Source organism: Brevibacterium limosum (assembly GCF_011617705.1).
Lineage (GTDB): Bacteria > Actinomycetota > Actinomycetes > Actinomycetales > Brevibacteriaceae > Brevibacterium > Brevibacterium limosum.
Map to the genome: position 1 here is coordinate 35,842 of NZ_CP050154.1, position 22,284 is coordinate 58,125.

Below are 22,284 nucleotides of genomic sequence, written 5' to 3' on the forward strand. Positions count from 1 at the left end.
GAGGTTGCTATGAGGACAACGGTGACAGTTGATGATGAGCTCGTTGCCAAGGCCATCGAGCTCAGCGGAATCACTGAACGTTCAGCTCTGGTCCGTGAAGCACTGAAGACGCTGGTCAGGCTCGAGAGTGCTCGGCGTCTGGCTGCGCTGGGGGGAACCGATCCTGGAAGTTCAGCTGCGCCAAGACGTCGTGACGACGTGGCATGATTCTCGTCGACACCTCGGTCTGGATCGACCACCTGCACAGTCGGGACGAATCGCTTGTTCGCAAGCTGGAAGATGGTGAGGTCGGCAGCCACTCGGCGGTGATCGAAGAGCTTGCCCTCGGCTCGATCCGTTCTCGCACTGAGGTGCTCTCAAGCCTCGAAGATCTCTTCCACTTCCCCGATCTCACTCACGAGGAACTCATGATGCTGATCTCGTCACATTCGCTGTGGGGACGGGGCCTGAGCGCTGTAGACACGCACCTCTTGGGTTCGGTGATTCTCGTCGACGGTGCACTCTTGTGGACGTGTGACAAGCGATTGCGTCGGGCGGCCGAAGAACTCGGACGGGCATACTGATGCACGGTCATTCGGCCTGATGGACGAGTTGGATGAGGTTGCCGACCGTATCGTCGAGGACGGCCGTGGTGATCGGCCCCATCGTCGTGGGCTCCTGAGTGAAGGTGACTCCGAGATCCTTCAACCGCTCGTACTCGGCCTGAACATCATCGACGGCGAACTGATTCATCGGGATCCCATCGGCCACGAGCGCCTCGGTGAATGGAACCACCGCGGGATGAGAATTGGGTTCGAGGACGATCTCGACGCCCTCGGGGTCCTCCGGTGAGACGACCGTCAGCCAGCGTGGGCCTCCCATGTCGATATCGTGCTTGGGCAGGAATCCGAGTTTGTCCGTCTAGAAGTCCAGGGCCTTCTGCTGATCATTGACGAAGATGGAAGTCCAGTTGATCTTCATGGTGGCTCCTTGGGACGAGTGGTGTGTCTGCACGGTCGAACAGATGGTGTCAGGAGACTGTCAAGCCCGGTGCCCGTACTCGGGTTTCCGTCAACGGAGGTTGGGAAATCCCGCACCGGCTGACGGGCTGACTGCATAGTGCCAAGGCCCGTTGGACGAAAACATGGAGACATGATTTCTTCACCGAACTCCGCACAACAGCCTGCACAGCACACTGCTCACCAGAACCCCATCATCACCGCCGGCAACGTCACGAAGCACTTCAATCAGACCTACGCTCTCGCCGGAGTCGACCTCACGATCGGCCTCGGCGAATCGCTGGCCATCATGGGACCGTCCGGTTCCGGTAAGACCACCCTCCTACACTGCCTGGCCGGGATCATCAGCCCCGACGGCGGCCGGATCCGCCTCTCGCCGACCGACCGCAGCGCCGCCGCCGAGATCACCTCACTCAAAGAATCCGGTCGCACCGCTCTGCGACGCGAAGTCTTCGGTTTCGTCTTCCAACAGGGACTGCTCCTGCCCGAGCTCACGGCCGTGGACAATGTCGCGCTCGCCGCCATGCTCGCGGGAATGAACCGCTCGGACGCCACCGCGCACGCCCGGGCCTGGCTCGACCGCCTCGGCCTGAGCGAACATGTGAACAAGCGGATCGGGCAGCTCTCCGGAGGCCAGGCCCAGAGAGTGGCGATCGCCCGTGCTCAGGTCACCCAGCCGGTCGTCACCTTCGCCGACGAACCGACCGGCGCCCTCGACTCGCGCACCTCCTCCGAAGTCCTCACCGAGCTGCTGGGCTCCACTGTCGGCCGTGGCTCCACCCTCGTCGTCGTCACCCATGACGAGAACGTCGCCGCCCGCTGCTCCCGTGTCGTGAGACTCGCCGACGGCCGCATCGTCGCCGACTCGGCGATGCAGGAAGCCGCACAGTGATGAATATCCTTCCCATCCTCCTGTCCCAACAGTCCCTGACCTCGACAACGGCGCGGCTCGTCGGGATCGCCTTCTTCTCCTGCTCGACGATCTTCCTGACCGTCGCCGCCGGCGCCTGGGCATTCACCGACCGCCCCGAGGTCACCGGGTACGCCGAGGTGGCCGGGCTCTACCAGCTCCTCGCGGTCCTCGCCACGGTCTTCCTCGTCGTTCCCGCGACCAGCCTCGGAGTCGCCTCGGCGAAGCTCAGCGCCCGTCGCCAGGACGAACGTCTCTCGACGCTGTCCCTGCTCGGCGCGAAACGCAGCACGATCCGCCTCGTCGCCGTCGCCGAACCCTTCATCCCCGCCTCACTGGGCATCCTCGTCGGAATCGGCGGCTACCTGCTGGTCGCCTGGCCGCTCAGCTTCATCACGTTCGTCGGCGAACCGCTGGGCTACCAGGCCCTGCTGATGCCGGTCTGGCTGCTCGCCGCGGTCGTCGCGGGTCTCCTGGCCGTCTGCCTGCTCGCCTCGCTCATCGGCCTGCGCAAGATCACGATCTCCCCGCTGGGCGTGCGCACCCGGTCCATGGCACGGAAGTTCCCCTTGGCCCGCGTCATCGCGACCATCCTGCTCGTCCTCCTCGTGGCCATCGCCACCTACGTCTCCACTCAGATGCAGCTGTCGACGACGGCCACCATCATCTACAGCATCGCCACGATCGGCATCGCGCTCCTGCTCATCAGCGTCCTCGGCGTCCTGTGCATCCGCATCCACGCCGGCATCTCGGCGCGGATCGCCCGCGGTCCCGCCTCGGTGATGGCGGCCGGAATGATCGCCGACGCCCCCGGACAGTACTGGCGTCGGGTCGCCGGACTGGCGATGATCACCTTCATCGCCGTCGTCGGCGGGGCGGGAACGTCGATGATGCGCGGCGGCCAGGAGGACTTCACCGCCGAGGATCGGGCCGTCATGGGCCCGTACCAACACCTCGGCGACGACATCTTCATTGGGCTCATCCTCACCCTGGTCATCGCATTCGTCCTCGTCATCATCTCGGCCACGATCAACCAGGCCGCTGACATCCTCGACCGCGCCACGACCTACCGCGAGCTCCACGCCGCGGGAATGACCCAGCAGATGATGCACCGGGTGACCGTCAACGCCGTGATGTCGCCGATCCTCCTCGTCACCGTCGTCTCCCTGTTCCTCGGTGGGATCCTCGCCTGGCTCATGGCCTCGGTGAGCGACCTCGGCGATCCGTTCACCATCGGAGTCGTCACCGCCGTCCTCATGGCCGGGGTGGCGATGGTGTGGCTGGGACTGCAGGCCACCCGCCCGCTCGTCCGCCGGGTCACCGAGATCGACCCCGAGAACTGCACCCTCGCCGAGGCGGCCCCCGAGAACCGGGCGAACGCCGTGGCGGCGGTGGCTTGAGAGGAGACACGATGTCCACATCCTTCGCAGCAGTTCCCCTCGTCCTCGGACGGAGATCGCTGACCTCGGCGAGCTCCGTGCTCGTGGCCGCGGCGTTCTTCGCCTGCGCCACGCTGTTCCTCACCGTGGCGGCCGGAGCCTGGATGTTCTTCCAGATTCCGCCGAGCTCCAATCCCGCGGACCAGGGGCTCGACATCATGTACAAGACCCTGGCCGGACTGGCCACGGCGCTGCTGATCATCCCCGCCTCCACGCTGGCCTCGGCCTCGGCGACCCTGTCGGCCCGCAGGCAGGACGAACGGCTATCGACGATGTCGCTGCTCGGGGCCAGGCGCTCACAGATCACCGCGCTCGCCGTGGCCGAACCGCTGATTCCGGCTCTGGCCGGGATCGTCCTCGGCGTTGTGGGCTATCTGGGGCTCGCGCTGCCGGTCAGCCTCATCCACTTCATGGGCCGACCCATCGGGTACCAGAATCTGCTCATGCCGGCCTGGCTGCTCGTCATCGTGGTCGTCCTCCTGGTCCTCGTCTGCGCGGGTTCGGCGCTGCTCGGTCTGCGCAAGGTCGCGGTCTCCCCGCTGGGGGTGCGCACGAAGAGCATGGAGCGGAAGTTCCCCGTGGCCAAGGTCATCGTCACGGTGCTCGTGATCTGCCTGCTGCCGATCGTGTATGCGCTCACGCAGGCCGGCGGGCTGGGCATGGGAGTCGTCCTGGCCGCGATGGTCGGATTCTTCGTCCTCGGCCTCGTCGTCGTCGACCTCGTCGGCGGGCTCCTCGTCCGCTGGTTCGCCCACCTCAGCGGACGTCGGGCGGCCACCGCCGACCGACTCATCGCCGCCCGTCTGGTCTCCGATGAGCCGAAGCGGTTCTGGCGTCGGGTCTCCGGTCTGGCGATGGCGTCCTTCACCGCGGCCGTGTGCGGGTCCGGGGTGGCGCTCATGCAGCTCGGACTCGACGCCGCCGAGGACGACCCGCAGTCGATGAGCGCCTCCGAGGTCCATCTCTTCCATGACCTGTTCACCGGGGTGCTGCTCGTCATGGGTATCGCGATCGTGCTCATCGCCGTCTCGGCGCTGATCAACCAGGTCGCCGACATCCACGACCGAGCCGACACGTTCGCCGACCTCTATGCCGCCGGCGCCGATCCCCAGCTCATGCATCGGGCGCTCGTGCGAGCGGTCATGGCACCGGCGATCTGGGTGTCGCTGCTGGCCGGAGGGCTCGGGCTCATGCTCGTCCTGCCCCTGGCCGGGGCCGCCCTCGTGTTCGAACCTGTCACGTTCCTCACGATCCTCCTCACCATCGTCGTGGGCATCGGAATCATCCGTGCCGGGCTGCAGCTGACGAAGCCGATCCTGCGCTCGGTGGCCACCGCCGGGCGGGCGCGGGACTGAGGATCCCCCACCATCACCGAGGCGGCTCACCCATTCACGGGGGGCCGCCTCGGTGACGTGCTGCGACGGAGTCGGCGGGGTCACTGCGATGTCAGTGCCGCGTCCTACGATGGCAGGTGTCGGGTCGATGGGACCCTCCACGGGTCTCCGGGTACAGTTGGAGCGCACCACATGAGGGTGGGCGATCCGAGGCTGTGAGGAAGAGGAACTTAAGTGAGCAACGACCAGGGCTATGACGGTCTGAGGACCCCGCCGCAGGACGTCGAGGCCGAGCAGAGCGTGCTCGGTGCGATGCTTCTGTCGAAGGACGCCATCGCCGACTGCGTCGAGACGATGAATGGTGACGACTTCTACAAGCCCGCTCACGAGACCATCTACGAGGCGGTCCTCGACCTCTACTCCCGCGGTGAGCCCGCGGACTCGGTGACGGTGGCGAACTATCTGACGAAGACCGGCGACCTCGCCCGCATCGGCGGTGCCGCCTACCTCCACACGCTCATCTCGTCGGTCCCGACCGCTGCCAACGCCGGCTACTACGCCGCGATCGTCAGCGAACAGGCCGTGCTGCGTCGCCTCGTCGAGGCAGGCACCCGCATCGTGCAGATGGGCTACGACGCCGAAGGCGACACCGATGACGTCGTCAACTCCGCGCAGGCGGAGATCTACAAGGTCACCGAACGCCATACGACAGAGGATTACGTCATCCTCTCCGACATCCTCGGCGAGGTGGCCCAGGAGATCGAACGCAACGGCAACACCGACGGTCAGACCGCGGGTGTGCCCACCGGCTTCACCGAGTTCGACAACCTCACCAACGGTCTGCATCCGGGCACGATGATCGTCATCGCCGCCCGTCCCGGTGTCGGCAAGTCCACGCTTGCTCTCGACATCATCCGCTCGGCCGCGATCCACAACGATGCCGCCGCCGTGTTCTTCTCACTCGAGATGGGCAAGAACGAACTCGTCATGCGTCTGCTTTCGGCCGAGTCGGAGATCCCGCTGCAGAACCTCCGCCGCGGCGAGCTCAGCCCGCACGATTGGACGACCCTGGCCGCGACCGAGGCGCGCATCAACAGTGCGCCGCTGTTCGTCGACGATTCGCCGAACATGGCGCTGACCGAGATCCGCGCGAAATGCCGGCGGCTAAAGCAGCAGCACAATCTGCAGATGGTCTGCGTCGACTACCTGCAGCTGATGTCCTCGGGCAAACGGGTCGAATCCCGACAGCAGGAGGTCTCGGAGTTCTCCCGTTCGCTCAAGCTGCTGGCCAAGGAACTCGAGGTGCCGGTCATCGCTTTGTCCCAGCTCAACCGCGGCAGCGAGCAGCGCACGGACAAGCGGCCGATGATCTCCGACCTGCGTGAGTCCGGGTCGATCGAGCAGGACGCGGACATGGTCCTCCTCATCCACCGTGAGGACATGTACGACAAGGAACACGAACGCGCCGGTGAGGCCGACATTATCGTCGCCAAGCACCGTGCCGGTCCGACGATGGACATCCCCGTGGCGTTCCAGGGCGCGAAGTCCCGGTTCGTCAACATGCCGCAGTGATGGGCGGTGCCGGGATGTACGAGGGCGGGAGGGACGGCCGTTGGAGCCAGGGCAGCCGGAACCCGCTGAGTATTCTCATCACCGGTGTCGTCTTCCTCATCGGCATCGGCGTGGTATTCGCCGTCGGGTGCCTGTTCCCGTCCGTGCTGCTGGTGACCATCATCCTCGGATGCTTGGTGTTCGTCGGCGTCACCCTGGCGATACGCCGATTCATGGGGACGGCGTGGGCGTATTGGTACACCGGTCCGTTCGTCGCCATTGCGCTCATCGGCACGGTGATGCTCGCCGAAGATGTGGCGCTGTCCCAGGCGGGCGAACTCACCGAAGTGGTCGTCGTCGACCATGAGGTCGACGTGAAGGTCGAGCACGACTCCGACAACCCTCGCGGACGGAAGGTCTACACGCACACCTACTCTCTCGAACGCACGGATGGGACTCCGGTCGCCGAGCCGATGATCTACCGCGGCAAGGACGGATTCGACGACTTCGACGAAGGCGATGCGGTCTCCGTCCTCATCGACCCGGAGGGGAATGCGCCGACCGAACCGGCCGATGACGTCGACTTACCGGCAGACATCGGTGTCCTCGTCACCGGGCTGGTCACCTCGGGGATCGTGTTCTTCATCTGCGGAGTCGTCGTTCTGCTGCGATGGACGCGCTCGCCCTCACCGCGCAGGGTCCGCTGAGCCGGATCGTCCCCGCGCGGTCGTTCGATGATGTTTCGATCTGAAGAACGGGCGTAGGGTGAATGGCTGTGAGTGAGACTCCAGCCGACCCGCCAGCGACCAAGCCTCCGTCGTCGATAGCCGCGGCGGCCTTCGTCTCGAGCTTCGACCGGTTCGCGGTCAGCCCGCTGCTCGTCCTCATCGCCACCGACCTCGGCGCCTCACTCACCCAGAGCCTCGCCGTCGCCAGCCTCTATTACCTCGCGTACGGTCTCAGCCAACCGGTCTGGGGTGTACTGTCCGACCGGTTCGGCCGCGTTCGTCTCATGCGTCTGACCCTCGTCGCCGCAGCGATCGCCGGACTCGCCTCGGCGCTGGCTCCGGGGCTGATCACACTCATCATCGCGCGTGCCTTCGCCGGGGCCTTCTACGGGGCGATCGTTCCGACCTCGCTGACCTATGTCGGCGACACGGTCGCCGAGAAGCATCGCCAACCGGCTCTGGCCGATCTCATGGCCGCCATCGCCATCGGCACCGCCCTGGCCACGGCGGCCTCGGGGCTCATCGCCGACTGGCTCGACTGGCGGATCGTCTTCGCGGTCCCTGCCGTGCTCGCCGTCGTCTGCTGCTTCGGACTCAACGGACTGCGTGAGATCCGCAGCGACGGCGGAGGCGGGATGCTTCGCACTCTGTGGTCGGCCATCAGCCACCGCTGGGTTCTGCTCGTCGCGGGCCTGGCCTTCGTCGAGGGCGCAGCAGTGCTCGGTGTGCTCACACTCATGGCACCGGCGCTGCAGGCACAGGGCGTCGGCGCCGGACCAGCAGGTCTGGCGACGGCCGCCTATGGTCTCGGGGTCATCGTCACCAGCCGCATGATCAGGTTCCTGTCCGCACGACTGACGATGCCGCGCCTCATGGCTCTCGGCGGGTCGACGACCGTCATCGGCTACGCAGTGGTCGCCGTCCACGTTTCGATTCCGACGATCTTCATTGCCGCCGCGCTGCTCGGAGCCACCTGGTCGTTTCTGCATTCCTCCCTGCAGACGTGGTCGACCTCGGTGCTGCCGGAGGCCAGAGGAACAGTGGTCTCGCTCTTCGCCGGGTGCCTCTTCGGCGGCAGCGCACTGGGTGCCGCCGCAGGTGGTGCTATCGGCGCGGCAGCCCAGTGGACTGTGCTCTTCGCCTCGACCGCCGCGGTCATGCTCGTCCTCACGGTCGTCACCGTTCTCAGCCGACGCGCCTACGAACGCCGGTCCGGCTGAGATCTGGGCGGTCGCGCTCCGGGGCGATCAGGCACCCGGCTGAGCGCTGAGAACAGGACCAGCCGTGACGGTATGCCTACTATGGCAGACATGGACACCATGCCCAACGACCTCCTCGTGTTGTTGGCCGTCTCTCGCACTGCGAAGTTCACGACGGCGGCACACAACCTCGGGCTCACCCATTCGACGGTCTCCCGACGCATCAGCGCCTTGAAGAAGTCCCTGGGCGGACGTGTGCTGGCCCGGTCCGATGACGGGTGGGAGCTGACCGACCTCGGGGAGCGAGCCGTCGCGGTGGCCGAACAGATGGAGACCGCGGTTGCCGAACTCGGGAACACGAGGCAGGGCCCTGACACGGTCACAGGAGTCGTTCGCATGACGGCGACCGACGGATTCAGCGCCTATATCGCCTCCCCGGCGGTGGCGAAGCTGCGGCGCCGACACCCGGGGCTGAGCGTCGAAATCGTCACCGTCACCCGCCAAGCCCTGCAGCAGCGCTCGGGGCTCGACATCGAGGTCGTCGTCGGCGAGCCGCGCGTGCATCGAGCCGAGGCGATGAAGCTCGGTGACTACGAACTCGGCCTCTATGCCTCGAGCGACTATCTGGCCGCCCGAGGAACTCCCGCCTCGGTGGACGAACTGAGCGACCACCGACTCGTCTACTTCGTCGATTCCATGCTCCAGGTCGACGATCTCGACGCGCCGAGGCGACTCTTCCCTTCCATGAAAGATGCCCTCACCTCGACGAACGTCTTCGTTCACGTCGAAGCCACGCGAGCGGGTGCGGGTATCGGCTTCCTGCCGTGTTTCATGGCCGATCGTCACCCGGACCTCGTGCGCCTCTTCCCCGACACGGCGGCCGAACGTCTGCCCTACTGGCTGGTGCTGCGGCCCGATTCGATGCGTCGTCCGGCCATCGCCGCACTTGTGCAGGCGCTCAAGGATCAGATGCTCGCCTACCGCGGCGCCCTGGAGGGCCGGGGCGGAACCAATCGGCATAACTGAGCTGCGCCCGGCGACGGACTCACTGGCGGAAGAAGCGCGTTGCTGTTCCTCTCAGGAGTTGCCCCGCTGGAATTGGGAGATGAGGATATGAGTATGATCCAGCCCCGTACCGATGTCGGCAATGAACTGTCCGGACGTCGCATCGTGCTCACAGCTCAGCGGCGCGCAGAACAGCTCGCATCCGCCCTCGGAAGGCACGGCGCGAAGATCGTGCATGCACCCACCTTGTCCGTCATCCCGCACAGCGACGACCCCGAACTCGTCGCGCGCACCCGTGAGCTCATCGAACTCCGACCCGACACCGTCGTGGTCACGACCGGCATCGGATTCACCGGCTGGGGTGAAGTGGCCGAGACCGCGGGACTGCACGAGGAGTGGCAGGCGATGCTCACAGGAGCCCGGATCGTCGCCCGCGGCCCCAAAGCGCGCGGGGCGATTCAGGCTGCCGGACTGACTGCTGACTGGGTCGCCGAGTCCGAGACCAGCGCAGAGATCGAGGAGGTGCTTCTCGGTGAGGGCGTGGATGGTCTGCGGATCGCCGTGCAGCATCACGGCGCCGGCGCCGACGGGCTCGACGAGGCCTTCGCCGCAGCAGGAGCCGACGTCCGCTCACTCATCATCTACCGCTGGGGTCCGGCCCCCGATGCGGACGCCGTGATCGACGCGGTTCGCGAGGTTGCGCAGCGCGGATGCGACGCCGTGGCCTTCACATCGGCACCCGGTGCCGCAGCGTTCCTTGCGGTGGCTGAAGAACAGGGCCTGCTGCCCGCTGTGATCGAAGCATTCAACGATGCACACGGTGTGGTGGCGGCTGCGGTCGGCGATGTCACCGCGGCTCCGCTGCATGAACAGGGGATCAGAACCGTGATCCCGGAACGATTCAGGCTCGGAGCTCTGGTCCGCACTCTGGTCAGTGAACTCGCCGACTGATTCAGTCCGAGGAGAACGCGATGTCGAGGTCGTTCGCTGCGCGCAGCGTGCTGATCGCCTCTGCCTCAGTGTTGATCGCCTTCTTCACCTGCGACGAGGCGGTGGCGAATGTCGCAACGTCGACCTTGAGTCGCTGTCCGCTCTTCTTCGCTCGCCAGGTCCCTGCGATGCTCCCGTCGACGAGGACGGCACCCGGTTCCCCGACCGTCTTCCACACCTCGGAGTGGTGATCCTTCGACACGATCGTCTCGCGATCACGAATCTGCGTGTACGGATCTCGGGGAGGGAGGAGACGGACACCGCGGGGCATCGTGGCCGCACGGAGGGACTCCACGTCCTCGGCGAGCATCCAGGCCCGTCGGCCCCGATCGACTTCGGTGATCTCCGCGTCGAGCAGGTCCCACCAGGGCTGAGCCTCGGTGGATCGGATGCCCAGCCAGGCTGCGAAATCGGCGCGGGTCGACGGCCCACAGCAGTGGAGGTAGCGCCGCAGCAGTTCGGCACGGTGACGATCCCGGTCAGCGTCGGACACCGGACCCGCGTTCGGACCGACCACGATGCCCTCGGACGCATTCTCCAGCCATTCGTCGAGGAGGACGAACGGTGCGGTGTTGTGCTCGCGTGGGGCGAAGCAGATCACGCGCTGGAGTGTGAGGATCCGCAGGCCGAAATGCACGACGCCCTCGCCGAGGCTCTGCCCCTTGGCATACGGTCCTTCGCTTCTCCAGGTCCTTCGCTGCGCCTTCGTCAGCGAGGACTCAACACGGTCGGCGAGTTCACGGCCGAGCTCGCCGACCGGAAGTCTCCGCCCGCCGAGAACAGCGTGGATCTCTTCTCGGGCCGCGTCGAGGAGGTCGGTGAGATCAATGCCGAGGTCGTCGAGGGATCGCTCGACCCCGAGCACGAAGTGTCGCTTCGATGCTTCCGTCGTCGGCAGCACGCCAGTGGTGAAAGTCGGAAGGTCCGCCGTCGGGAAGAAGAACGGCGCCCCGCGCATGGACCAGCTCTGGACCAAGTTCTTCTCCTCGCCCACCGCCGACTCGAACCGGTCCCGATCGAGATCCTTCACCCGTGCGTGCACCGCAGTGAGGGCCGAACCGGGCGGGCTGTTCTGAATCCCGCAGGCCCCGGCAGCCGTCATCAGCTCGTCACTGCTCAACCGCTCGTCGAGGTGGTGAGCGGCGAGGCGGAAGGCAATGACCTCGTCATCGGAGACCCGGACCGTCATTCGTCCCCGCCCGCTTCGGTCGGCGACGGCGATGACAGGTCCAGCGAGTACACATCGTGGATCGGTGAGGTGTCCCGCAGTGACGGATCTCGTCGCATGCCGAGCTTCTCGGCGACCCGCTGAGACGCTCGGTTCGCCTGGTGGATGATTGCGACGAGGTGCTGAGCGACCCCGAGGTCGCGTGCATGGTCACGGCAGGCCAGGGCCGCCTCGGTGGCAAAGCCCTTCCTCTGAGCCGTGGCCCTCACGTGAAACCCGACCTCAAGATGAGGGGCCCCGTTCACCGTCTGCCAGGAGAGACCGCAGTCGCCGATGAACTCGCCGTCATGGGTCTCCGCAATCCACAGGCCGAAACCGTGCTCCGCGTAGTTGCGCATATTCCAGCTGATCCATGCCGCCGCCTCGTCGCGATTCTTGGGGGCCGGATAGAACTCCATGACCGTGGAATCGCCGAGCAGTGCGGCCATGTCGTCGAGGTCGGCCATCGACATCTCGCGCAGTCTCAGATGAGACGTCCGGGGCGGGTGCATAGACGTCAGGCTACCCCGTGCCCCTAGGGTGGGACGAGAGACGAAGGGACAGTGATGGCACGAATAATGCAGGTCAGCGACAGCGTGATGATCAAAGCAGACCCCGCCGAGCTCTGGGAGGAGATCGCCGATCCGACGCAGATGCCCCGATGGAGTCCGGAGAACACCGGTGCGACCACACCCTCATCCTCCGGTCCTCTGCAGGCAGGCGATGTGTTCGACGGGACGAACCGTCGCGGGCCGGCGACGTGGGTGACCGAATGCGTCGTCACCGACTCTGTTCCCGGCAAGCGGTTCGCCTTCACCGTGCGCCGGATCGGCCGCCGCACTCCGAGCATCGAAGGGGCGAACGCGAGCTGGGCATACGAATTCGAGGACCTCGGAGAGGTGACACGAGTGACGGAGTCGTGGACGGATGATCGCCGTGGTTGGCCAGACTGGCTGGCTTGGGCCTTCGACCACATCGTCACTCGCGGCAGGAGCTTCGCCGACTTCCAGCGTCTGAATATCCGGCGGACGCTGACGGCTCTGAAGGATGATTTCGAACAGCGGTGAGGCACGCGGCACAGGAAGCGTTGATCAGCAAGCGAGGGGCATGAACCTCTCTGCCCGCAGACCGGTGAGGCTCTGAGGTGCCCTGACAGGGTATCCCTCACAGGCGAGAACGCGTCTAGCCTGGAGACCATGGACAACCGAGCCGAAGTACGCGAATTCCTCATGTCGCGGCGGGCGAAGATCACCCCAGACCGTGTGGGCCTTCCCTCGCACGGCACGAGGCGGGTTCCGGGCCTGCGTCGCAGCGAGGTCGCGGCTCTCGCGGGACTGAGCGTCGAGTACTATTCGAAGCTCGAGCGGGGTGCGATCGGCGGGGCCTCGGCAGCTGTCCTCGAAGCCCTCGCCGAGGCGCTGCTGCTCAACGACACCGAGCGGGGCCACCTCGTCGATCTCGCTCGTGCCGCCGACGGCGTCCCGACGTCGGGCCGCAGACGTCGTCCCGCGACCGCCCAACGTCCACCGCACGAGACGCTGTTCTGGATGCTCCATTCGATCAAGGACTCGATTGCCTTCGTCCGCAACGATATGCAGGACATGGTCGCCGTCAACGAACTCGGTCGGAACTTCTACTCGCCGGTGATCGGAGATGGCGGGCGGACTCCGAATCTGGCGCGATTCCAGTTCCTCGATCCCTCCTCGAAGGACTTCTATCCGGACTGGGATCTCTTCGCACAGATGTGCGTGGCGATCATCCGCAGCGCGGCAGGCAGGGATCCGCACAACCGCGGGATCCAAGACCTCGTCGGCGAACTGTCGACCCAGAGTGAGACGTTCAGAGCTCTGTGGGCCCAGCACGACGTTCGCACGCATGGGACGGGGATGAAGCGCTTCAATCATCCGATCGTCGGAGAACTCGTCCTCGCCTTCGAGGAGCTGCGGATCACCGCCGAAGAGGGACTCGCTCTGATCATCTACACCCCGGAACCGGGGTCGGATTCGGAGCAGAGACTCCGGCTGCTCGCTTCCTGGACGGCACCGACATCCGACACCGAACGACTGCCCGAGAACAGGGGAAACCGATCATGACTCACCGTATGCTTCCTAAGACGCCGACTGCGAAGAACCCGCCCGAGCAATTCAGCGGCGATGTGTGGGTCGACCCCATCGCTTCCCCGCAGGAAGACGGTCAGACGACGGTCGTCGCTCGGGTCCGCTTCGCTCCCGGAGCACACACCGCCTGGCACTCACACGCCAAGGGTCAGACTCTGCATGTGACGAGCGGAATCGCACTGTTCGGCACCCGAGACGGGGAGATCATCGAAGCACATCCGGGCCAGACGGTGTACTGCCCCAGCGATGAAGAGCACTGGCACGGGGCGACCCCGGAGAACTTCATGGAGCACATCGCGATCCTCGAGAACGCGGACGACCCGTCGATGACCACCACCTGGCTGGAGCACGTCGCCGACGAGGACTACCACCGCCCGCGGGGCTGACACCGCCCCGACACTGAGGGTGCCGCACGACGGCACCTGAACGAAACGACCCCAAATCCACAACTGAGGAGACAGCCATGCGCGGAGTGATCATGCACGGACCCGGCGACGTCCGGGTCGAGGAGCGCGACAATCCCGAAATCCAGGAACCCACCGATGCGGTCATCCGTATTGTGGCCGCTTGTGTCTGCGGGTCCGATCTGTGGCCCTATCGCGGTGCGGATGCACCGGATCAGCAGCTGATGGGCCACGAATACGTCGGCATCGTCGAGGAGGTCGGCGACGAGGTGCGCACCGTCGCGTCCGGCGACTTCGTCGTCGGATCGTTCGTCATCTCGGACAACACCTGCCCGATCTGCACCGCCGGGTACCAGTCACGGTGCGTCAACGGCATCTTCGTCGACGGTGGGATCGGCACTCAGGCCGAATTCGCCCGCATTCCTCATGCCGACGGCACGCTGGTCCCCACACCGGGACAACCCGCTGAGGACCTCATCCCGTCCCTGCTGGCCGCTTCCGATGTACTGGGCACCGGGTGGTTCGCCGCAGACGCCGCCGAGGTCGGCCCCGGTAAGTCGGCCGCCGTCATCGGCGACGGCGCGGTCGGCCTGATGGGCGTGCTTGCCGCACAGCAGATGGGAGCGGAGACGATCATCGCCATGAGCCGTCATGCCGACAGGCAGAACCTCGCCCGAGAATTCGGTGCCACCCACATCGTCGAAGAGCGCGGCGACGATGGTGTGGAGAAGATCAGAGAACTCACCGACGGACTCGGCGTCGACAGCGCCATCGAGGCGGTCGGCTCACAGGAATCGATGATGCAGGCGATCCGGTCGACACGACCCGGCGGACACGTCGGCTATGTCGGAGTCTCACACGACGTCGAGCTGCCCGGAGGAGAGCTGTTCTTCGGCCTTGTTCATCTGCACGGCGGGCCCGCACCGGTCCGCCGCTTCCTGCCGGATCTCATCGAACTCATCTGGAACAGAACGATCGATCCGGGCAAGGTCTTCGACCGGACCATGAGTCTCGAGGATGCCGCGGACGCCTATGCGGCGATGGACCGTCGCGAAGCCGTCAAGGTTCTGCTGAGACCATGACACCGTCGTCAGACATCCAAGCGGAAAGGGCGACACAGTGGAACTGAACGATCTGCTCACAGCGCTCAACGACGGAGAGACGATCACGGGCGCTTCGCCCCTGCACGAGGTCATGCATCGCAGCAGCCAGGAAGCCCTGCGCATCACGGCCGAGATCAACGGCAGCTATCACGAACCCGATGAGGTTCGAGCCCTGCTGGCCGAACTGACCGGTCGCCCCGTCGACCCGACCGTGACCCTGTTCCCGCCGTTCCACACCGACTTCGGGAAGAACATCACGCTGGGACAGCGGATCTTCATCAACTCCGGGTGCAGCTTCCAGGATCAGGGCGGCATCACGATCGGCGACGACTCCCTCATCGGGCACAATACGGTCCTCGCCACCCTCAACCATGAGATGGAACCGGACCGTCGTGCGGATATGCATCCGGCCCCGATTGACATCGGACGCAACGTCTGGATCGGGTCCAACGTGACGGTTCTGCCGGGCATCACCATCGGTGATGACGCCGTCGTGGCAGCGGCCTCTGTGGTCACCAGGGATGTTCCCGCCCGCGCTGTCGTCGTCGGATCACCGGCGCACGTTGTGCGCACGATCGATGAGTGAGGCACCGGTGTCCGCGCGACCGATCGCAGGTCGAGCAGAGACCACGCGAGATCAGCCGAGGTAGGCCAAAGCTCCGACCACCTGCGCCTTCGTCGCGATCTCGAGGGTCGGCTCGAGTTCGGGGGCGAAGAATGGCGAATGATTGGCCGGAACATCCGTGAGCACCGTTCCCGCCTCCTCGGCCGCCTTGTACTTCTCGGCGTCGAAGGATCCGACGAACCAGTAGGCATAAGGGATGCCGAAAGCATTCGGCAGTTCGCTGAAGTCCTCCGACGCGGTCGCCGGGTCGGCCTCCTGCACCGCCTCGGCGCCGAAGAACTCGGTGAGCGCCTCGGTGACGGTGTCGTTGACGATCTCACTGTTGTCCGTCAGCGGAAACTGGTCGAAGTACTCGAACGTCGGTTCCTTCGGGGTCCCGGCGGCCTCGCATTCGCCGCGGACGATCCGCTCGATCGACGCGATGACCCTCTTCCGCACCGCGGTGTCGTAGGTGCGGACATTGAGCAGCAGCTCGGCCCGGTCAGGGATGATGTTCGACTTCGATCCGGCGTTCGAGGCCCCCACGGTGACGACAGCGAACTCACCCGGCTCGGTTTCCCGGGACACGATCGTCTGCAGGCGCAGCACGATCGAGGCGGCAATCACCACGGGGTCGACGGACAGGTGCGGCATCGACCCGTGAGCGCCCCGGCCGAAGACCGTGACCTTCACCGAATCCCCGGCCGACATCACCGGGCCCGAGGCGGTATAGATCGTGCCGGCCGGCAACGGCATGACGTGCTGGGCCAAGGCCACATCGGGTGTCGGAACCTTCGACGTCAGCCCGTCGTCGATCATCGCCTTCGCTCCTGCCGCGTTCTCCTCTGCCGGTTGGAACAAGGCGATATAGGTGCCTGACCAGGCAACACGATTCTCATTGAGCAGGCGCACCGCGCCGAGGAGGGCGGCCGCATGCATATCGTGACCGCAGGCGTGCATGACACCATCGACCTCGGATGCGAAGTCGAGGCCCGTGTCCTCGGCGACGGGGAGAGCATCGATATCGGCTCGCGCGAGGACGGTGGGCTCGGTGCCGTTGTCGATGACGGCCACCAGCCCGGTGGCAGAGATCCGGATGACCTCGAGGCCGAGGTCGCCCAATTCCAAAGCTATGCGATCGGCGGTCTGGTGCTCGTCGAGGCTGACTTCGGGGTGGCGGTGGAGGTCTTTGTAGACCTCACGCTGCCAGTCCAGCTGGGTGTCGATGGAGTCGAGGAATGCGGGTGTCGTCATCGTGTCTCCTGTGATCAGGTCGCGGGTGGACTCTCCAGGCGCGGACGATTCTCACAGTATCAGCGGGGTCCCCGCGCGGGTGCTCGAGGCCGATTGCGGGTGCGTGACACCCAAGAGGATGCTGTTATGAGCAGAGCAGCCCGAGATCGGACAGATCCTCTCGCAGCGAGGCGGCGCTTGAGAAGACATGGCCGACGAAGCCGAGGCGTTCGGCCGCCTCCACATTGGCGGGCAGATCATCGACGAAGACAGTGCGGTGCGGGTCGAGACCGAAACGGTCGCGGGTCAGCTCGAAGATCGCCGGATCGGGTTTGACCAGTCCGACTCGACCCGAGACGACGATGTCCTCGAGTTCGCTGATCGCAGGGGCGACGACAGGCGCGTGATGAATGGTCTCAGCCGACCAGTTCGACAGTCCGAGCAGGCGGACGCCGGAGTCGCGCAGCTCGGCGACGATCTCGGCCATGCCGTCGATGGGACCCGTCAGGGACTTTGCGAAGTTCTCGTAATAGCCGGTGACGATCTCACCGTGGTAGGGGTCCGCTTCGGCGGCGCGGGCGATGACCTCGGTGATCGGAACCCCGGAGTCGGCTGCGGTATTGAGCGTGGGGAAGTCGGCCGCCTCGGCGAAGGACTGCCACTCCTCGGCACTCATGCGATCAGCCAACGGCCCCGTCTGGTCCCAGCCGATGAGCACATTGCCGAGGTCGAAGACGACGGCCGTCGGGGTCGGACAATCGGCCGAATTCGTGTGCGAGTCGGACTGAGCGGGTGAAACTGATCGGGCCATGGGGCCACCACCTGTGGTCGGCGTCGTTCGGACTGTTCCCAGGCTACCGGGCGATTGCGAAACCGGGTCCCATGCGCGGTCAGCAAGCCATTGTGGATTCGGTCCGGCTGGCTTAGGTTGGTCTCATGATCGGCTACCCGCCACTGCAGATCCGGGTGAAGACGCCCCGACTCGAACTCGTCGGTGCCGACGACGAGATGCTCGCGGCGCTCGCGCCACTCGTGCGAGAGGGCAAGGTCTTCGTCGAACCCGCCCCCTACGACGACCCGATGTCCTTCTACGAATCCGACCCGGACGTGCGGGTGAGCAAATGGCTGCAGAGCGTGTGGCGCGGACGCGGGCGATTCGGACCCGCGAAGTTCCGTTTGGGATTCGCCGTCCTCGTCGACGGTCAAGCGGTGGGCATGCAGGACCTCATCGCGGAGAAGTTCGACACCTGCGGGACGGTCCTCTCGTTCTCCTGGCTGTCGACGGACGTGCGCGGACGCGGCCTCGGCACGGAGATGCGCAGCGCGATGCTCCACCTCGCTTTCGCCGGACTCGACGCCAGGGAGGCCGGCTCCGACGCCTTCATCGACAACATCGGATCCAATCGAGTATCCGAAGCGTTGGGATATGCCCGCAATGGTGTCGAGTGGGACATCCGCCGCGGCGAGCCCGGGCTTCTGCAGCGATGGCGACTGACTCGCGAGGCCTGGGAGGCCGGTCGGCGCGACGACATCGAACTCAGCGGAGTCGAGGACTTCGTTGCCCTGCTAGCCCATCACTGACCCCAATTGCTACCTGACGGCGGCCCAGCAACCTCGCGCAAGGTTGCTGGGCCGCCGTCAGGTAGCAGGGAGAGCGGAGGTTCGTCGAGCTGCGGGAGTGATCAGCTGGATCGTCGTCGTCGACGATCGCGAACGACCGCGAGTGTCGTGGCGGTGATCAGCAGCACAAGGGCGAACAGCCACAGGAACGCGGCAAAGTCATGGAGCAGGCCCACCTGTGCGGTGAGGATGCAGGCTACGGCCAACAGGGTGAAAGCGACAATCCAGCGAGTCAGTCTCGAGTTCTGCATCTTCCCTCCCATTCCGTTGGTCTGAGACTAGGAAACACAGGGCGCCCTGTCAATGCGTGACTCTGGTCATGCAAGCGATGCGTATCCCTTGCAGGAGGTTGCTGGGCTTCACTTTCCGCAGCCCGGCAGCTGCGCGCCTTGCTGCCGGGCCGGGCATGAGAACGGCGACCCTCCACCCAAGCCGCCGAGCCAGCCCGAGAGATCGGACATGGTCGGTTGCGAGGGCGAAAGATCGCCGGTGTGTCTCAGCGGCCTCGAATGGAGACCGACAAAGTCTCTAGAAGAGACCCTCTAAGAGTCTCAGAGGCCGCGGACGCGAGTCGCCTGCAGGCCCTTGGAGCCCATCTCAGAATCGAACTCGACGTTCTGACCCTCGGTGAGCTCGCGGTAGCCGGAGGCTTCGATCGCGGAGAAGTGAGTGAACACGTCAGCCGAACCGTCGTCAGGCTGGATGAATCCGAAACCCTTTTCCGCGTTGAACCATTTCACGGTACCTGTTGCCATAATCTTTGTATCCTTATTTTTTAACTGATGACCGCTGCTGCGATCGTGATGGTCGAACCCATTGCTGGATCCGGCTTTCCCGCTGGCTGGACTGGATCTTCAGACGCAGATCCAACGAAAATCTGTGGGTGAACCGAGGACTCGGAATCGCTGGTGAGGATGAGTTCTCTGATGTGAGGTCTCTGTCTCAGACGAAATCGTGGGGATACTCGGTTTCGATCATGCACTCGAAGGTGCTGGACGGAAGTCGTCAGACGACTGAACTGGGAAAATCATGAGGGGCGCGGAAGGCAGACACGCGCCGACGGGCAAACACATGGTGACGAGCGAATCTACCTGCTCTTCAGACACCATCTGCTCCGCACATTTCTGTGCGAGAACGATTCCAGCTTAACAGAGTGATCGCTCTGCGGGTGATTTCGGCCGAATGATTTCAGTCGAGAGATGGAACACAGCGATGTGCACTCGACCGCGCAGGCATTTAGGATTGTATACATTCCGTTTTGTATGCAATCCGCCGTGACCCCGACGCAGGAGCACCCGAACCGTGGACAACGAAGAATCGTCACCGCCGCCAGGACCCCGCCGACAGCGACGCCTCGCCGCGAAGTACCGGCGCCGGCGCACCTTCGTCGCCGTGGCTGCGGTCCTCATCATCGGTGCCCCCGTGACGATCGCGGTGGCGGTGCACAACCTCGGCGCGAATATCTCGTCCTCTCCGCTGCGCGCCCACGGCGGCGACGTTCCCGAGAAGCTCACCGATGAGACGAACGTCCTCATCATCGGATCCGACACTCGCGATCTCGAATCGGCGAAGGAAGCCTCCGATGACTCGGGCACAGGTGAAGGCGCGAACTCCGGGACCGCCTCGGGGCAGGGATTCGGCAGCGCCGAGGGTGCGCGAAGCGATGCGATGATCCTCGCTCACGTCGCCGCCGACGGCGGCCGCATCGACGCCGTGCAGATTCCACGTGACACGATCATGGACATTCCCGCCTGCGACGACACCGGCCACGGCGCGTCGGCAGCCACGCACGGAATGATCAATTCGGCCCTCAACGCGGGTCCGGCCTGCTCGGTATCAGCGGCGGAGGAACTCACCGGGGTGCGCGTCGACCACTTCATCAACGTCGACTTCGACGGATTCGCCGCGATCGTCGACGCGCTCGACGGAATCACCGTCGACCTCGACGAGCCTCTCACGGACCCGAAGGCGAACCTCGATCTGCCCGCCGGGCACCAGACGATCGGCGGTGACGACGCCCTCGCCTTGGCCCGGACGCGGCACGCCGTGGGAGACGGCAGCGACATCTCCCGCATGGGCAACCAGCAGATGGTCATGGAAGCCATCATCGACCGCGCCAAGAGCGGGCAGGTCCTCACTCGGCCCGACCGCCTCTACGGATTCCTCGACGCTGTGACCTCGACGATCGGCGTCGACGACGAACTCGACTCGATGCGAGCGCTCGCCTCCCTGGCCACGACGGTGGCCTCCGTGCCCGAGGACGACATCACATTCGAGATCATGCCGTGGGCACCCGCACCGGAGGACCCCAACCGGGTGGTCAAATCCGCCGAGGCGGACGACGTGTTCACCTCCATCATCGACGACGAACCGATCACGGACATCGTCGGCTGACCCGGCTCGTCCGCTGACCCGGCTCGCGCCACCCCAGACTGCTGCAGCGCTGGTTGCCCCGGCTGAAGCCGGCAGGGAGCCGTCGATGACCTCCGTCCAGGCGATATTCATCCGCGGCTTCTAGACTGGTCGGCATGTCTACGATCGAAATCACGCAAGACAACTTCGAGTCGACCATCAACGACAACGAGATCATCCTCCTCGACTTCTGGGCCGATTGGTGCGGCCCCTGCAAGCAGTTCGCCCCGGTCTTCGAACAGGCCGCCGAGGCCAACCCCGACATCGTCTTCGGCAAGATCGACACCGAAGCCCAGCAGCAGCTGGCCGGACTCTTCGCGATCTCCTCGATCCCGACCCTCGTCGCCTTCCGCCAGGGCATCGTCGTCTTCGCCCAGCCCGGCGCGCTCGCCGCCCCGCAGCTCGAACAGGTCATCACCGCCGTCAAGGGACTCGACATGGACGAGGTCCGTGCCGAACTGGCCAAACAGGAAGCCGCCGCTGCCGCCGAGACCGACGGCGCTGACGGTGCCGCCCCCGATTCGATCCCTGCCGACCCGGGCGTCGACAAGTGACCGCGACCAGCAGCCACAACGACCACACCCACGCAGACAGCGCCGGCGCAGGCAATTTCGGCGCGCCCGACTCCGTGGCCGCCTGGGAAGAGCGCTACGCCGACTCGGACGACGCCATCTGGTCCGGAAACCCGAACGAATCCCTCGTCGCCGTCGTCTCCGACATGACCCCCGGCCGCGTCCTCGACGTCGGCTGTGGTGAGGGCGCCGACGTCATCTGGCTGGCCGAGAACGGCTGGGACGCCACCGGCATCGATCTGTCGACCACGGCCATCGACCGTGCCCGCCGGACCGCGGAATCCCGCGGAGTCTCCGCCGAATTCGCCGTCGCCGACGTCTCCTCCTGGGATCCGGAAGACCCCGATCGCCGAGGCGGCTTCGACCTCGTCACCGGATTCTTCCTCCACACCCGGCTGCCCGACACCCGGGAGGAGCTGCTGGCCCGCGTCGCCGCGCACGTGGCACCGGGAGGGGCGCTTCTGCTCGTCTCCCATGCGACGATGCCGCCGTGGGCCGAAGAGCACAGCGAGAAGTTCGAGCACGGCATGGATCACCACCACGAACTGGTCAGCCCGAACGGAGACTTCGCACTCCTCATCGGCGCCAGCCCGAACCGGTGGGAGATCGAACTCGCCGATACCCGGACACGACAGGTGATCTCACCGTCAGGCGAACCCGCCGAACTCGACGACGCGGTTCTCCTGGCCCGCCGAGTCTGAACTCCACAGCCCGAGTTCAGCTCTATGCACGAAGAGCTCCGCAGTCGAGACCGACGGCGGAGCCGCCTCGGTGAACCGGGTGATTCCCAGCCTCTGAGACAGGGGCGAATCACCCGGTCTCACCAGGTGCATTTCCGCCCGATGAGGGTCTATGGTG

25 protein-coding genes and 1 pseudogene are annotated in these 22,284 nt (G+C 65.4%); 19 read left to right on the forward strand and 7 right to left on the reverse strand.

The window, feature by feature from the left end:
- The first annotated feature begins 9 nt into the window (after positions 1 to 9).
- Both GUY37_RS00150 and GUY37_RS00155 read left to right on the forward strand, forming a co-directional pair.
- A complete protein-coding gene (locus GUY37_RS00150; protein WP_166820739.1) occupies positions 10 to 207 on the forward strand; it encodes a type II toxin-antitoxin system VapB family antitoxin in 198 nt (65 codons plus the stop codon).
- Entirely contained in the window at positions 204 to 563 is a 360-nt protein-coding gene (locus tag GUY37_RS00155; protein ID WP_166820742.1) for a type II toxin-antitoxin system VapC family toxin, read from the forward strand. The genes GUY37_RS00150 and GUY37_RS00155 overlap by 4 nt, the downstream gene beginning before the upstream one ends.
- A gap of 7 nt (positions 564 to 570) precedes the next feature.
- Here the strand turns inward: GUY37_RS00155 and GUY37_RS00160 are convergent.
- Positions 571 to 888 (reverse strand): annotated as a pseudogene (locus tag GUY37_RS00160) (VOC family protein); the annotation flags it as partial.
- Between the two features lie 243 nt (positions 889 to 1,131).
- Here GUY37_RS00160 and GUY37_RS00165 point away from each other — a divergent pair.
- The 8 genes from GUY37_RS00165 (at position 1,132) to GUY37_RS00200 (ending at position 10,115) form a co-directional block, all read left to right on the forward strand.
- Positions 1,132 to 1,890, forward strand: a complete 759-nt coding sequence (locus tag GUY37_RS00165; protein ID WP_166820744.1) for an ABC transporter ATP-binding protein — start codon at positions 1,132 to 1,134, stop codon at positions 1,888 to 1,890.
- Complete coding sequence (locus GUY37_RS00170; RefSeq protein ID WP_208094728.1) at positions 1,890 to 3,308, forward strand: FtsX-like permease family protein; 1,419 nt, start codon at positions 1,890 to 1,892, stop codon at positions 3,306 to 3,308. Before GUY37_RS00165 ends, GUY37_RS00170 begins: the two co-directional genes overlap by 1 nt.
- An 11-nt stretch (positions 3,309 to 3,319) precedes the next feature.
- Positions 3,320 to 4,702 (forward strand): FtsX-like permease family protein, encoded by a 1,383-nt coding sequence (locus GUY37_RS00175; RefSeq protein WP_166820747.1) that lies wholly within the window; start codon positions 3,320 to 3,322, stop codon positions 4,700 to 4,702.
- 213 nt (positions 4,703 to 4,915) lie between these two features.
- Positions 4,916 to 6,253: a replicative DNA helicase gene (gene dnaB, locus GUY37_RS00180; protein WP_152346212.1), complete on the forward strand. Its 1,338-nt coding sequence runs from the start codon at positions 4,916 to 4,918 to the stop codon at positions 6,251 to 6,253.
- Positions 6,250 to 6,939, forward strand: coding sequence for a hypothetical protein (locus GUY37_RS00185; protein ID WP_166820750.1), 690 nt, complete (start codon positions 6,250 to 6,252; stop codon positions 6,937 to 6,939). Before dnaB ends, GUY37_RS00185 begins: the two co-directional genes overlap by 4 nt.
- A 68-nt stretch (positions 6,940 to 7,007) precedes the next feature.
- Positions 7,008 to 8,180 (forward strand): MFS transporter, encoded by a 1,173-nt coding sequence (locus tag GUY37_RS00190; RefSeq protein ID WP_407645380.1) that lies wholly within the window; start codon positions 7,008 to 7,010, stop codon positions 8,178 to 8,180.
- Between the two features lie 90 nt (positions 8,181 to 8,270).
- Positions 8,271 to 9,185: a LysR family transcriptional regulator gene (locus GUY37_RS00195; RefSeq protein WP_166820756.1), complete on the forward strand. Its 915-nt coding sequence runs from the start codon at positions 8,271 to 8,273 to the stop codon at positions 9,183 to 9,185.
- A gap of 93 nt (positions 9,186 to 9,278) precedes the next feature.
- Positions 9,279 to 10,115 (forward strand): uroporphyrinogen-III synthase, encoded by an 837-nt coding sequence (locus GUY37_RS00200; protein WP_166820759.1) that lies wholly within the window; start codon positions 9,279 to 9,281, stop codon positions 10,113 to 10,115.
- Between the two features lies 1 nt (position 10,116).
- Here the strand turns inward: GUY37_RS00200 and GUY37_RS00205 are convergent, their stop codons facing one another.
- A complete protein-coding gene (locus GUY37_RS00205; protein ID WP_166820762.1) occupies positions 10,117 to 11,343 on the reverse strand; it encodes a winged helix DNA-binding domain-containing protein in 1,227 nt (408 codons plus the stop codon).
- Positions 11,340 to 11,873 carry a GNAT family N-acetyltransferase gene (locus GUY37_RS00210; protein WP_166820765.1) on the reverse strand — a complete coding sequence of 178 codons (534 nt, stop codon included), beginning with the start codon at positions 11,871 to 11,873 and terminating at the stop codon, positions 11,340 to 11,342. Before GUY37_RS00210 ends, GUY37_RS00205 begins: the two co-directional genes overlap by 4 nt.
- A 54-nt stretch (positions 11,874 to 11,927) precedes the next feature.
- Between GUY37_RS00210 and GUY37_RS00215 the strand changes: the two genes are divergently transcribed.
- The 5 genes from GUY37_RS00215 to GUY37_RS00235 all read left to right on the forward strand — a co-directional run bounded on the left by GUY37_RS00215 (position 11,928) and on the right by GUY37_RS00235 (position 15,571).
- Positions 11,928 to 12,428, forward strand: coding sequence for an SRPBCC family protein (locus tag GUY37_RS00215; protein WP_166820768.1), 501 nt, complete (start codon positions 11,928 to 11,930; stop codon positions 12,426 to 12,428).
- Between the two features lie 129 nt (positions 12,429 to 12,557).
- Positions 12,558 to 13,454, forward strand: a complete 897-nt coding sequence (locus tag GUY37_RS00220) for a helix-turn-helix domain-containing protein (RefSeq protein WP_166820771.1) — start codon at positions 12,558 to 12,560, stop codon at positions 13,452 to 13,454.
- 8 nt (positions 13,455 to 13,462) lie between these two features.
- Positions 13,463 to 13,864, forward strand: coding sequence for a (R)-mandelonitrile lyase (locus GUY37_RS00225; protein WP_228278267.1), 402 nt, complete (start codon positions 13,463 to 13,465; stop codon positions 13,862 to 13,864).
- 77 nt (positions 13,865 to 13,941) lie between these two features.
- Positions 13,942 to 14,964: a zinc-dependent alcohol dehydrogenase family protein gene (locus tag GUY37_RS00230; RefSeq protein ID WP_166820777.1), complete on the forward strand. Its 1,023-nt coding sequence runs from the start codon at positions 13,942 to 13,944 to the stop codon at positions 14,962 to 14,964.
- Positions 14,965 to 15,001: 37 nt separating this feature from the next.
- Positions 15,002 to 15,571, forward strand: coding sequence for a DapH/DapD/GlmU-related protein (locus tag GUY37_RS00235; RefSeq protein WP_166820780.1), 570 nt, complete (start codon positions 15,002 to 15,004; stop codon positions 15,569 to 15,571).
- 51 nt (positions 15,572 to 15,622) lie between these two features.
- Here GUY37_RS00235 and GUY37_RS00240 read toward each other — a convergent pair whose 3' ends face one another.
- Positions 15,623 to 16,843, reverse strand: coding sequence for an amidohydrolase (locus tag GUY37_RS00240; RefSeq protein ID WP_166820783.1), 1,221 nt, complete (start codon positions 16,841 to 16,843; stop codon positions 15,623 to 15,625).
- A gap of 124 nt (positions 16,844 to 16,967) precedes the next feature.
- Positions 16,968 to 17,633 carry an HAD family hydrolase gene (locus GUY37_RS00245; RefSeq protein ID WP_208094729.1) on the reverse strand — a complete coding sequence of 222 codons (666 nt, stop codon included), beginning with the start codon at positions 17,631 to 17,633 and terminating at the stop codon, positions 16,968 to 16,970.
- Positions 17,634 to 17,758: 125 nt separating this feature from the next.
- Here GUY37_RS00245 and GUY37_RS00250 point away from each other — a divergent pair, with 125 nt between their 5' ends.
- Positions 17,759 to 18,403 carry a GNAT family N-acetyltransferase gene (locus GUY37_RS00250; protein WP_166820786.1) on the forward strand — a complete coding sequence of 215 codons (645 nt, stop codon included), beginning with the start codon at positions 17,759 to 17,761 and terminating at the stop codon, positions 18,401 to 18,403.
- 101 nt (positions 18,404 to 18,504) lie between these two features.
- Here the strand turns inward: GUY37_RS00250 and GUY37_RS00255 are convergent, their stop codons facing one another.
- Both GUY37_RS00255 and GUY37_RS00260 read right to left on the reverse strand, forming a co-directional pair.
- Positions 18,505 to 18,693 (reverse strand): hypothetical protein, encoded by a 189-nt coding sequence (locus GUY37_RS00255; RefSeq protein WP_166820788.1) that lies wholly within the window; start codon positions 18,691 to 18,693, stop codon positions 18,505 to 18,507.
- Positions 18,694 to 18,993: 300 nt separating this feature from the next.
- Positions 18,994 to 19,197: a cold-shock protein gene (locus GUY37_RS00260; RefSeq protein WP_062240453.1), complete on the reverse strand. Its 204-nt coding sequence runs from the start codon at positions 19,195 to 19,197 to the stop codon at positions 18,994 to 18,996.
- Positions 19,198 to 19,744: 547 nt separating this feature from the next.
- On the opposite strand from GUY37_RS00260, the gene GUY37_RS00265 reads away from it, so the two are divergent.
- The 3 genes from GUY37_RS00265 (at position 19,745) to GUY37_RS00275 (ending at position 22,127) form a co-directional block, all read left to right on the forward strand.
- Complete coding sequence (locus tag GUY37_RS00265; protein ID WP_166820791.1) at positions 19,745 to 20,836, forward strand: LCP family protein; 1,092 nt, start codon at positions 19,745 to 19,747, stop codon at positions 20,834 to 20,836.
- A 134-nt stretch (positions 20,837 to 20,970) separates the two neighbouring features.
- On the forward strand, positions 20,971 to 21,408 hold the full coding sequence (trxA, locus tag GUY37_RS00270; RefSeq protein WP_039211761.1) for a thioredoxin: 438 nt from the start codon (positions 20,971 to 20,973) through the stop codon (positions 21,406 to 21,408).
- Positions 21,405 to 22,127 carry a class I SAM-dependent methyltransferase gene (locus tag GUY37_RS00275; protein WP_166820794.1) on the forward strand — a complete coding sequence of 241 codons (723 nt, stop codon included), beginning with the start codon at positions 21,405 to 21,407 and terminating at the stop codon, positions 22,125 to 22,127. Before trxA ends, GUY37_RS00275 begins: the two co-directional genes overlap by 4 nt.
- Positions 22,128 to 22,284 lie beyond the last annotated feature (157 nt).